The sequence below is a fragment of the Kribbella sp. NBC_01505 genome, assembly GCF_045040285.1.
Lineage (GTDB): Bacteria > Actinomycetota > Actinomycetes > Propionibacteriales > Kribbellaceae > Kribbella.
On sequence record NZ_CP109425.1, the window covers coordinates 9,072,144 to 9,084,974 of the forward strand.

Consider the following 12,831-nt stretch of genomic DNA (forward strand, 5'->3'; position numbering starts at 1 on the left):
TCTGCGTTCTCCTTGCTCTCGACCGGGTGTTGCTACCGGTGAACAAGGAGGTACGCCCTGTGAGCGACGTATTTCGAGCGAAGGTCCTCGGACTGAGCTCCGCCCCCCAGCTCCTCACCGCCCTGGCCCGGGGCGGTGGATTCCCCATCCTCGATCTAGCCGGCACGACGGGACTGACCCAGTCAGCCGCCCAACTCCGTGACATCCCGTACGGCGTTCGCGTGCCGGCCGACTGCACGATCGCGCCGGACGCGATTCGAGACTGCGGCGTTTCCCTAGTCCTGCAAGGGATTGGCGGACCAAGGATCGAACTGCCGACCCTCGCCGAGGTGACCTCGGTGCAACAGGCAGCGGAGGCCGTCGAGCACGGAGCGATCGGCCTGGTAGCGGTCGCTGCCGAGCTGTCGGCCTTCGTCCTGCTGCAACAGCTCCTCGACGTGTACGGCGATCAGATCCCCGTCTGGGCGACCGGAGTCGGACCGCGCACCGCGGTCGGCGCGGTCGCGGGCGGGGCAGCCGGCGTCCTGCTCGACGAGCAGCTCACGCTGTTGCCGGAGGCAACCTCGGTACAGCGACAGTCACTGCCCGACTCGTCGCTCGCTCCACTCTTCGCCGGCCGGTATCGCTCGGCAGAGGCCGCAGTGCGCTCGCTGCGCGCGGCGATCGATCACCTTCCGGACCCTGCCGACCAAGGCGCGCCGCTGTGCCAGACGCTCGGTAGCGCCCTGCCCATCGCTCAAGGCCCGATGACCAGGGTGAGCGACCAGCCCGCGTTCGCCGCGGCAGTCGCTGAGCACGGCGGGTTCCCGTTCGTTGCCGTGGCGACCTCCACGGGTGCCCAGACGACGGAGCTGCTCGCGAAGACCGCGCAGGCGCTCGGTGAGCGTCCCTGGGGCGCCGGCCTGCTCGGGTTCATCGACGCGGAAAGGCGGGAGGAGCAGCTGGCCGCCGTACTGGCTGCGAAGCCGCGGTGTGCGTTGCTCGCCGGTGGGAAGCCGACCCAGGCGAAGGCACTCGAGGCGCAGGGCATCGCGACGTACGTGCATGTGCCGTCGCCGATCCTGTTGCAGCAGTTCCTCGACGCCGGGATCAAGCGGTTCGTGTTCGAGGGTGCCGAGTGCGGTGGGCATGTGGGCCCGCGATCAAGCTTCGCGCTCTGGGAGCAGCAGCTTGACGTCCTGCGCGGGCATGGGCCGGGCCTGGAGATCTTGTTCGCCGGCGGCATCCACGACGCCCGGTCGGCCGCGATGGTCGCGGCCGCGGCGGCCGAACTCGCGACCAGGGGCGCCGGGATCGGCGTGCTGATGGGCACCGCGTACCTGTTCACCCGCGAGGCCGTTGCCACCGGAGCCATCACCGAGCTGTTCCAGGAGCAGGCGATCGAGGCCGAGGCAACGGTGACGCTGGAGACGGCGCCCGGCCACAGCACGCGCTGCCTGCCCAGCCCGTATACCGCTCAGTTCGAAACGCTCAAGAGTGAGCTCACGGACCTGCCGCGCCAGGATGCCTGGCAGCGTCTCGAAGAGTTGAACACCGGCCGACTGCGGATCGCCTCCAAGGGTCTGGTGCGCGAAGGCGCCGAGCTGGTCACCGTTGACGGCGACGCCCAGCTCGACCAAGGCCTGTACATGGCCGGTCAGGTATCAGTGTTACGTAACGCCGGTACGACGATCGCCGAGCTGCACGCCGCGGTCACGGACGGCGCCACCGAGCTCCTGCGCAACCGCGCGCCACGGGAATCGATCGCCTCAGCCGACCGCGACATCGCCATCGTCGGCATCGCCTGCACCTTCGCCGGCGCACCTGACCTCCCCGCGTTCTGGTCGAACATCCTGAACGGCGTGGACTCGGTCACCGAAGTTCCGGCGGACCGATGGGACCCAGCGATCTATGCCGGACAGTCGACCTCGCGCTGGGGAGGGTTCCTGCCGCCGGTCGAGTTCGATCCGCTGGCCTACGGCATCCCGCCCACGTCCATGGCGAGCATTGATCCGGCGCAGCTGGTGTCGCTGGAGACCGCACGCCGAGCACTCGCCGATGCCGGGTACGACGAACGCCCCTTCGACCGTGAACGCACCAGCGTGCTGTTCGGCGCCGAGGCCGGAAGCGATCTGGCCAATGCCGAAGTACTGCGAGCGCTGCTTCCCAGCTACCTGGCCGAGGTGCCGACGGAGCTACTCGGTCAGCTGCCCGAGCTGACCGAGGATTCCTTCCCCGGAACCCTGGCCAACGTCATCTCCGGCCGGATCGCCAACCGGCTCGACCTGCGTGGCGCGAACTACACCGTCGACGCGGCGTGCGCGTCCTCGCTGGCCGCGTTGGACATCGCGGTCAAGGAACTGCGATCCGGTACGAGCTCGATGGTGCTGTGCGGTGCCGTCGACCTGCACAACGGCATCAACGACTACCTGAACTTCACCTCCGCGGGTGCGTTGTCGCCAACCGGACGCTGCCGCCCGTTCGACGCGGCCGCCGATGGCATCGCACTCGGCGAAGGCGTCGCCTGTCTCGTGCTGAAGCGCCGTACTGACGCGGAGCGGGACGGCGATCGGGTGTACGGCGTGATCAAGGGGGTCGGCGCGGCGAGCGACGGCAAGGCGCTCGGGCTGACCGCACCGCGTCCGGAGGGACAGCGGCGTGCGTTGGAACGCGCCTACGAGGACGCCGGAGTATCGCCGACCGACGTCTGCCTAATCGAAGCGCATGGGACCGGAACCGTCGTCGGCGACGCGACCGAACTGCGAACGTTGACCGGCTTCTTCACCGACGCCGGTGCGCGGCCCGGATCGATCGCGCTGGGATCGGTGAAGAGCCAGATCGGCCACACCAAGTGCGCGGCCGGGCTGGCCGGACTGATCAAGGCGGTACTGGCGATCTGGCACGAGGTGGTGCCGCCGACCCTGCACCTGGACTCGCCCAACACCGCTTGGGATGCCGATGGCAGTCCCTTCACGTTCTCGACCACCGCACGGCCGGCGCCCGGAATGCGTGGGCTTGCCGGAGTCAGCGCGTTCGGGTTCGGTGGCACCAACTTCCACGCCGTCCTGGCGCCGGGCCCGGTTCCGCCTGATCGCACGCACGCGCTGCGGGACTGGAAGACCGACGTACCAGCGATCACCGTGCGGGAGACCACGCCGGGGAAGCTCGCGTTCTTGTTCCCGGGACAAGGGAGTCAGCGGCCCGGGATGCTCGCCGAGTTGTTCGTGCACTTCCCCGAGCTCGCGGACAGCATGCGAGCGCACCCCGACCTGGTGTCGGCGGTGTTCCCGCCCCGCGCGTTCGACGACGTCCGCAGTACGGCGCAGAGCGCGGCGGTGACCGACACCCAGGTCGCACAGCCCGCGCTCGGGTTGGTCGAATCCGCCGTCTGTGGGCTGCTGGCCGAGCTTGGCGTCACGCCTGACTTCCTTGCTGGGCACAGTTATGGCGAGCTGGTCGCGCTGTCGGTCGCCGGTGCGTTCGACACGGCCACGCTGGTCGAGTTGAGTCGTGCCCGGGCCGCCGCGATCGCGGGCATGCCGTCCGGGGCGATGGCCGCCGTACGGGCTCGGTCTGACGATCTCGCGGAAAAGCTGGCTGGTCTGGATGTCGTGGTGGCCAACCACAATGCTCCTGAGCAGGTCGTGATCTCCGGCAGCGTGTCCGCGATCGACCACAGCGTCGCGCAGCTGCGGGAACGCGGTGTCGCTGCCAAGCGGATCCCGGTTTCGTGCGCTTTCCACAGTCCGCTGGTTGCGGCGGCCGGTGACCTGTTCGCCGAGACGCTGCGGAGCGCGCCGATCCAGGACCCGAGCTTGCCGGTGTGGTCGAACCGGACGAGCAGGCGGTACGAACCTGGTTCGGTTCGGGACGAGCTGGCGCTGCAGATCCCGTCGGCGGTTCGGTTCGTCGAACAGATCGAGGACATGTACGCCGCTGGGGCCCGGATCTTCCTGGAGGTCGGGCCCGGCCGGGTGCTGTCCCGGCTGGTCGGCGAGATCCTCGGCGACCGCCCGCACCAGGTGCTCGCCTGCGAACCCGGCCTGAACGGATTCCTCACCACGCTCGGCGCCCTCGCGCGGGCCGGCGTCCCGGTCGACACCGACCGGCTCTACCGCGGCCGTCCCACCCCGCCCGCGCCGCGTCCGGATGTGTGGACGGTGAACGGCCACGTCGTTCGCCGGCCCGACGGACAGATCCCTCCGAACGGACTCACCCCCGCCCGCCCGATCCCGAGGACCGTGATGAACGAGCCAGCCCAGCGTGACCAGGTGATCGTCGAGTTCCTCCGTACCAGCCGCGAGTTCGTCGCGGGCCAACGCGACGTGATGCTCGGCTACCTCGGTACGCCGACCGCCCCGCCCCGCCCGGTCGAGCCCGCCCCCGCGGTGGTCGTCGCCCCCGTCCAGGTGATCGAACAACAGCCGGTGGTGGAACCGGTCGCCACCGATGTTCGCGCTTCGGTGCTGGCTGTGATCAGTGATCGGACCGGCTTCCCGGCGAGCATGATCCAAGGCGACCTCGACCTCGAAGCCGACCTCTCCATCGACTCCATCAAACGCACCGAGATCGCCGGCACCCTCCTCACCCAACTAGGCCTCACCGCCACCGACAGCACCGACCTCCTGGTCCGCCAACGCACCGCCAACGGCCTCATCACCCAACTGCAACTCCTCCTCACCCCCCTCGCAACGTCCGAAGATGCGGAGACCACGGTCGGCGTTTCTTCGGACGTTATGACAGGAGTCGGTACGGCGCCGCGGCGGTATGTGGCGCGGGCGGAGGCTTGCCCGCCGGCGGGTGCTGATGGGGCGAGTCTGCATGGGAAGACGTTTACGGTGCTGGGGCCGGAGGATCTGGCGGGGTCCATTCGTGGGCGGCTCGTTGGTGCGGGTGCGACGGCTGTTGAGGGGGCTGACGCGGACCTCGTCATCTCGCTCGACGCGTTGACCGACACCGGCGAGTCGCCCGCACCACGGCTGTTCGGTCAGCTGAAGGAGGCCCGCGGTACGTTCCTCGCGGTGGCTCAGGCCAGTGCCGGACTGCGCGGGCTGTTCCGGGCGGCGGCACTCGAGCGGGATGCGAGCACCCGGCTCGTCCTGATCGACGACCTCGACGACGTCCCCACGATCGTGCTGTCGGAGCTGCTCACCGACGACGGCCAGGTCGTTGCCCACCACAACAGTCAGGGCCGCTGGACCGACGTACCGACCAACGAAGAACTCGGTTCCCTCGCCCATTCGGGAGCCGGACCGGGCAGCGGCGAGCTGCAGGCGATCGGCCTCGACGCGGACTCCGTCGTCCTGCTGGTCGGCGGTGCCCGCGGCATCACCGCCCGTACGGCGATCGCCCTGGCCGCCAACGGATCCCGCATCGAACTGGCCGGCCGTACCCCCTGGCCGATGGCGCCCGAAGACGCCGCCCTCCCCCACGACGCGCAAGCCATCCGCGAAACCTTGATCACCCGCGGCGGTTCGGTCGCGGACATCGAGCGCCAGGTTCGGACTGTCCTCGCCCAGCGCGAGATCGGCCGAACGCTCGACCAGATCACCGCGGCCGGTGGTCGCTCCGGCTACCAGAGCGTCGACGTACAAGACAGTGAAGCCGTTCATCAGCTTGTCAAGGACGTCGTCACCCGGCACGGCCGCATCGACGGCGTCGTCTATGCCGCCGGTGTCATCGACGACAAACTGATGGCTCTCAAGGACGACACGTCGTTCCGCACCGTTTTCGAGACCAAGGTCACCGGCGCCAGTACGTTGCTCGCGGCACTGACCGAGGAGAAGATCCAGCCGGGCTTCATCACGTTCTTCGGCAGCATCTCGGCCGTACTCGGCAATCGCGGCCAGACCGACTACGCCGCCGCCAACGATGCACTGGAAGACCTCGCCACCCGTTGGAACGGCCGAGCACTCACCGTCCACTGGGGCCCGTGGGCACCGGCCGACGACCACAGCGGCATGGTCACCCCCGAGCTCGCCCGCGAATACGGCCGCCGCGACGTCGCGCTGATCGACCCCGACGAAGGCACCGCCGCACTACTGCGCGAGCTGGCCTACGGTTCGCCCGACGTCCGCGCCGTGCTCTACACGGCCTCGCTGTGGTGAGCCAGGAGCCGGTCGCGATCGTCGGGATGGGCGTGCTGCTTCCCGGCGCCGCGAACGTCGGCCAGTACTGGCAGAACATCATCACCGGCACAGACGCCATCACCGACATACCGGTCACCCGCTGGGAGCAAGGATTCCACGGCAGCACCGGTACGGCGCCGGACCAGACCTACGGGCGTCGGGGCGGATTCGTCCCGGACACCGTCGACTTCGATCCGCTCGGTTTCGGCATCCCACCGGCCGATGTCGACGGGATGGAACCCGACCAGCTCGCGGCTCTGGCGACCGCAGTGGCCGCGATCGAGGACGCGGGCGGGTTCGACCGGCTGGGCGATCGCGCCAAGGTCGGCGTCATCCTCGGCCGCGGCGGCTACCTCTCCCCCGGCCTCCTACGGTTCGACCAGCGCGTGCGAACCATCCGGCAGATCACCCGCACCGTCCAGGAGCTCGTCCCCTCAGCCGGACCCGAAGTGATCGAGCGTCTCCGTACGGCGTTGCTCGAACCACTCGGCGAGTTCCGCCCCCAGACGGCCATCGGGCTGGTCCCGAACCTGGCCGCCTCCCGGATCGCCAACCGCCTCGACCTCTTCGGTCCGGCCTACACGGTGGACGCGGCCTGCGCCTCCTCACTCGTCGCCGTCGACCAGGCGATCGGCGAACTCGTCCGCCGCCGGTGCGACGTCGTACTGGCCGGTGGGGTGCACCACACGCACGACGACACTCTCTGGTCGATGTTCACCCAGATCGGCGCGCTATCGCCGAGCCAGCGGATCAGCCCGCTGTCCCAGGACGCCGACGGTCTGCTCATCGGCGAAGGTACGGCGATCGTCATGCTCAAGCGCCTCGACGACGCCCGCGCGAACGGCGACCGCGTGTACGCCGTGCTGAAAGGCTCCGGTACGTCGAGCGACGGCAAGGGCGCGAGCCTGCTCAGCCCATCGGTCGCCGGCCAGGTCCTCGCGCTCCGACGGGCCTGGTCGGCCGCCGATCTCGACCCGTCCTCGATCGGTCTGCTCGAAGCCCACGGCACCGCGACCAAGGCCGGCGACGCCGCCGAACTGGCAACCCTGACCGAGGTCTTCGGACCCGCCGACGACGGCCCGCGCGCGGTGATCGGCTCGGTCAAGTCGATGATCGGGCACACGCTGCCGACCGCCGGGATCGCCGGCCTGGTGAAGGTCGCGCTCGCGCTGCACCACCGCGTCCTCCCACCGACCCTGCACTGCGCGGAGCCCAACCCGCTCGTGGAGACCACCCGCTTCCGCACGATCGGCACAGCCGAGGAATGGGCCACGGACTGGCCGCGGCGGGCCGCGGTGAACGCCTTCGGATTCGGCGGGGTGAACGCCCACGTCGTCCTGGAGGAGGCCGATCACGCGCCGAAGAAGGGCCGGGCGCGGGTGCACGAACCTGAGCGGGTACTGCGCATCGCCGCACACACCGCCGACGAGCTGCTCGACCGGCTCGACCGGCCCCACGAACCCGACGGTGCCGGTGCAGAAGGGCGGTTCCGCATCGGCATCGTCGGTCCCACTGAACCGAACCTCGCCCTGGCCCGCCGGATCGCGGCGAAGGTCGTTGCCGAAGGCAAGCCCTGGCGCGGCGCGAAAGACATCTGGTGCACGACAAGTCCGTTGCTACAGGCACCGGATTCGAAGACAGCCTTCCTGTTCCCAGGCCTGGAAGGAGACGGTACGCCGAACTGTGCGGACGTCGCCCGGCAGTTCGGACTGCCCGCCCCGAGCTGGTCGACCGTGAGTCTGCTCGATCACGCCGAGAGCGTGACGCACGTCGGCACACTGCTGCACGAGGCTCTCGGCCGGATCGGCGTCGCCCCGGACGCGCTCGCCGGTCACAGCGTCGGCGAATGGACCGCGATGCAGGTGGCCGGCATGTACTCCACCGGCCCGGCCGCCGACCTGGTCAGCCGCTACTGGCCGGACGGCTTCACGATCCCGGACACCGAATTCCTCGTGCTCGGCTGCGCGGCCGAGATCGCCGAACCGCTCTACGCCGGCCTCGACATCGTTCTGTCGCACGACAACGCGCCCCAGCAGACGATCGCGTGCGGAGCACCGGACGCCATCCGGCAGCTCGCCGAAGCGTGCCGCGGCGCAGGCGTGATCGCCAGGTCGCTACCGTTCCGCTCGGGCGTCCACACCCGCTACCTCACCCCGCACCTGACGCCGTTCGCCAACCTCGTCAAGGACCTCGACTTCCGCGCCTCGCGAATTCCGATGTGGTCGGCAACAACCGTCGCGCCCTACCCCACCGAGCCCGGCGCGATCCGCGACCTCTACCTCGCCCACCTCGTCCAGAAGGTCCGCTTTCGCGAACTCATCAAGACCCTGTACGGCGAGGGGTTCCGCGCGTTCATCCAGGTCGGTGCCGGCCAGCTCGGCTCATTCGTGAGCGACACCCTGCAGGATGCCGAGCACCTCGTCATCGGAGCCGCCTCCAGCTTCCGGTCCGGGCTCAGCCAGCTCCGCCGAGTGGCCACGGCCATGTGGGTGGAAGGCGCGCAGCCACAGTTCGACGTACTGGAACCGCGCACCGTGCGACTGAACACGTCGAGTGCCCTGCTGTCGCTGCCGGAGAACGCGCGCGGACTCCTCGAACCTATGGTCGACATACCGACCGGTGTCTCCGACGAGATCGTTGCCGAGTTCACCGCGCTGCTCGCCGAGACCCGGCGCAGCGCAGCCAGTGTCATCGCGGCCTACGCGGGCAATCGCACCGTCGAGACCACAGTGGAGGTCTCTCTCACCGCGATGCCGTATCTGCGGGACCACCGGTTCTTCCGGCAGCGCGCGGGCTGGCCGGACGAGTCCGACTTCTGGCCGGTCGTACCCGCGACCGCGCTCGTCGATCTCGCCTGCCGCCAGGTCGAGAAGGCCTGGCCGGGCACCCTCGCCATCGGCGTCCAGGACGCGACCTTCGCGCGCTGGCTGCTCGCAGAACCGGCCAGCACGATCCAGGTGTCCATGCAGCGCGACGGGGACACGGTCCGCGTCGACCTCGGCTCTTATGCGCAGCTCACCGTCAACACCGCGGCTACCTTCCCGATTGCTCCGATGGCACCGGTCAGCACCGAGGCCGAGACAGCGCCGCCGCTGACGGCCGCCGAGATCTATACGAACCGCGAGATGTTCCACGGTCCGGCGTACCAGGGTCTGGCTATGCTGCACGGCATTGGGCGCGGGCACATTCGCGGCCGCCTGGTGGTGCCGCCGGCGCCGGGAGCCCTGCTGGACAACGTCGGTCAACTCCTCGGGTGCTGGATGCTCGCGAACGAGACCGAGAACCTGCTGGCCTTCCCGCGCGGCATCAAGCGCATCACGTGGTACGCGCCCGAACCAGAACCCGGCACCGAGATCGAGTGCGTGGCCGAGATCCGCGCCGAGCCCGATCTGCTGGAGATGACCGCGCATCTGATCCTGGACGGACAGGTGCTGGCGCGCGTCGAGAACTGGCGCGACGTCCGCTTCCCCTGTGACCGCGCCGCCCATCGCGTCTACGCGTACCCGGACCGGAATCGCTTCTCCACCGTGGCTCCGGACGGCACGGCCTCCGTCGAGGACCGCTGGCCGAGCCTGGCCGCTCGCGAGTTCTACGCGGCCGTCTACCTCAATCGCGCCGAGCGAACGGCGTACGCGGCCTGCCCGCCCCGCGAACAGCGCGGCTGGTTACTCCGCCGGATCGCGATCAAGGACGCCGTACGGGCGTTGCTCGGCGAACCGGTGTATCCGGCCGAGCTCCACGTCCACGACGACGAGAAGTCCGTGTCCGGCCTGCATGGCCGGGTCCTACCGCCCCTGTCCATCACCGTCACCTCCGACAGCAACCGCGCCCACGCCCTGGCGACACCCCTCGGGAGCCCCGCATGACCACCAGCCTCATCGTGTTCGACACCGTTGCCGAACTGCTCGCCCCGTTGGTGGGCGACCTCGACCTGCTGGACCTGGAGATCACTCCGGCCAGCACGTTCCACGAGGACCTCGGGCTGCAGAGCATCGACCTCGTCACGTTCGCGGGCATCCTCGCCGAGCACTTCGGCCCGGACGTGAACCTGGCCGAACACCTGGCCCAGAAGGATCTCGACGAGGTCATCGAGCTGACCGTCGGCGCGATCGCCGAGTTCGTGTCCGACCGGCTCGCGGCGCGGGGCTGACGCAGATGCCGACGATGATGGTGAACGGGTTGAGCACCAACGTTCAGCTCGTCCCCGCCGACGGTGAACAGACCGTGGTCTTCCTGCACGGGATGGGAACCGACAGCCTGGCGAGCTTCTACCTGACGCTGGCGCCGCCGGTCGCGGCCGCGGGGATCAACGTGATCAGCTACGACCTGCGTGGGCACGGCAAGACCGAGCGGCCGCTCAACGGCTACACGATCGGCGACTTCGTGGCCGACCTGCACGACCTGCTCGGCCAGCTCGAGGTCGACCAGGTACATCTGGTCGGCAACAGCTTCGGCGGCACGCTGGCCTTCAGCTACGCCGCCGCGCACCCGGGCAAGGTCCGCAGCATCGTCTGCATCGAGTCCGAGCCGGCCACCGAGATCTGGGCCGACAAGATGACGCAGATCCTGGACTACGTCATCGAGTTCCTCGGGCGCGAGGAGAGCTTCGACTGGATCGAGGCGAACTTCAGCGCGCACCACCGGCGCCTGGCCCGGCAGGCCGCCGACCGGATCATGTCCACCAGCATGGCGCAGGAGGTGCCGCTCGGTCCGTTGCTCAGCGCCGACGACATCGCGGGCATCGAGTGCCCGGTGCTGTCCATCCTGGGCAGCCAGGGTTACCAGTCCGACGACCTCGAAGCGCTGACAACGTTCCTGCCGAACGGCGAGCTGCACGTCTTCGACGGCCAGGGACACTCGGTGCTGGTCGAGCGTCACCGCGAGGTCCGCGAGCTGGTACTGAGTTGGATCGGTCGGCAAGCCGCATGAGGTTCCTGCTCGTGGTCCCGCCACTCACCGGACACGTCACGCCCTTGCGCGCCGTGGCGGCCGAGTTGCGCGCGAACGGCCACGAGGTGGCGTGGTGCGGCCCCGAACCCACCACGTCGGAACTCGTTGGTGAGCCGGTCTACCCGGCCGGCGACGCACGTCCGTTCGCGGTCGAGCTGCGTCCGGCCGAGCTGCGTGGGTTCGCCGCGTTGAAGTACCTCTGGCAGAACTACCTGATCCCGTTGGCCGACGAGATGGTGCCGGGCGTGCGGGCCGCGGTCGAGGACTTCGCACCGCACGTTGTCGTCGCCGATCAGCAAGCCTTTGCGGGTGCGGTAGTGGCGACCGAGCTCGGCATCCCGTGGGCGACCTCGGCATCGACCTCGACCGAGCTCGCGGAACCTGCCTTCCCCAAGATCGCAGCCTGGATCACCGGGCTGTTGTACGAGCTGTGCCGGCGGTACGACGTACCGGAGCTTGATCTGCGGTTCTCGCCGCACCTCATCCTCGCCTTCACCACGCGCGAGCTGGCCGGACCGCCGGCTCCAGATCTCGCTGTCCAGTACGTCGGTGCTCCGGTCACCGACCCGCCGAAGGTCGACTTCCCCTGGGACCGGCTCGACGAGCGACCGCTCGTCGTGATCACCCTCGGTACGGCGAACGCGGCGGCCGGACGGCGGTTCGTGTCCGAGGGTGTGGCCGCGCTGGCGTCGATGCGCGAGGTCCAAGGTGTCGTCGCCGGAGACGTGCCGAGCGACGACGTCATCGTGGCCGACCGGATTCCGCAGGTCGAGCTACTCCGGCGGGCAGCGGTCGTGGTTTGTCACGGCGGCCAGAACACGGTCAGCGAGAGCCTGCGAGCCGGCGTACCGCTGGTGGTCGCACCGATCCGGGACGACCAGTCGATGCTCGCCCAACAGGTCGTCGCCACCGGCGCGGGGGTCCGCGTGCGGTTCGACCGCGCGAGTGCGGAAGACCTGCGGGCGGCGATCACGTCATTGCTCATCCATCCCCAGTACGTCCACAACGCGGCCCGCATCCAGCAGTCCTACCTGGCTGCCGGCGGAGCTGCTCGAGCCGCTCAGCTCCTGTGCTCAGTGAAGGCCTCGTTGTTTGTAGAGAGAGGACAACCATGCAATCCGATGTCGAGATGAGCCGGATCGAACGGCTCATGTGGGACGTGTACGAACACGTCCGCAGCAACGGCGGCCGCCTCTACGAAGGAGGCGCCAGCGTCGAGGAAGCGACGTACCTGCAGGAGGTCACGGTCCGGACCGGCGCGCTGCGGATCGCCGAGGTCGGGTTCAACGTCGGGTTCTCCGCGATCGCCTTCCTGGAGAGCTCGCCCGACGTCACCGTGGTCTCGTTCGAGCTCGACCGGCGGCACGCGGTCGAACTCGCCAAGGAGTTCGTCGACGAGCGCTACCCCGGCCGCCACGAGCTGGTGATCGGGAACTCGCTGAACACGCTTCCGGCGTACGAGGCCGGGGTGTTCGACCTGGTGTTCGTCGACGGCGGTCACGAGTACGAGGTCGCGACCGCCGACATCCGCAACGCCGCCCGGCTCGCCAAGCCCGGCGGTCTGGTCGTCGTCGACGATCTCGTGCCCTGGTACCCGTGGGGCGAAGGGCCCACGCAGGCCTGGGGCGAGGCCGTCGCCGACGGTCTGATCGAGCCGCTCGAGTCGCTGGTCGACGGCAGGACCGTCGACGTCATCGCCGAACCAGGAGACCGCGCCTGGGCCCTCGGCCGATTCCATCTGGCCATTTGAAATTTGGCCGCTCAGAAATAAAGG

At 69.2% G+C, this 12,831-nt stretch carries 6 protein-coding genes; all 6 read left to right on the forward strand.

The window, feature by feature from the left end:
- The first annotated feature begins 59 nt into the window (after positions 1–59).
- The 6 genes from OG474_RS42405 to OG474_RS42430 are packed head-to-tail and all read left to right on the forward strand — an operon-like array spanning position 60 to position 12,807.
- Complete coding sequence (locus OG474_RS42405; RefSeq protein WP_405059334.1) at positions 60–6,086, forward strand: SDR family NAD(P)-dependent oxidoreductase; 6,027 nt, start codon at positions 60–62, stop codon at positions 6,084–6,086.
- The gene (locus OG474_RS42410; protein ID WP_405059335.1) at positions 6,083–9,973 is read left to right on the forward strand and encodes a beta-ketoacyl synthase N-terminal-like domain-containing protein; all 3,891 of its coding nucleotides are present in this window, start codon (positions 6,083–6,085) and stop codon (positions 9,971–9,973) included. Before OG474_RS42405 ends, OG474_RS42410 begins: the two co-directional genes overlap by 4 nt.
- Complete coding sequence (locus OG474_RS42415) at positions 9,970–10,257, forward strand: phosphopantetheine-binding protein (RefSeq protein WP_405059336.1); 288 nt, start codon at positions 9,970–9,972, stop codon at positions 10,255–10,257. Before OG474_RS42410 ends, OG474_RS42415 begins: the two co-directional genes overlap by 4 nt.
- 5 nt (positions 10,258–10,262) lie before the next feature.
- Positions 10,263–11,036, forward strand: a complete 774-nt coding sequence (locus tag OG474_RS42420) for an alpha/beta fold hydrolase (RefSeq protein ID WP_405059337.1) — start codon at positions 10,263–10,265, stop codon at positions 11,034–11,036.
- Positions 11,033–12,190 carry a glycosyltransferase gene (locus OG474_RS42425; protein ID WP_405059338.1) on the forward strand — a complete coding sequence of 386 codons (1,158 nt, stop codon included), beginning with the start codon at positions 11,033–11,035 and terminating at the stop codon, positions 12,188–12,190. Before OG474_RS42420 ends, OG474_RS42425 begins: the two co-directional genes overlap by 4 nt.
- The gene (locus OG474_RS42430) at positions 12,169–12,807 is read left to right on the forward strand and encodes an O-methyltransferase (RefSeq protein WP_405059339.1); all 639 of its coding nucleotides are present in this window, start codon (positions 12,169–12,171) and stop codon (positions 12,805–12,807) included. Before OG474_RS42425 ends, OG474_RS42430 begins: the two co-directional genes overlap by 22 nt.
- Positions 12,808–12,831 lie beyond the last annotated feature (24 nt).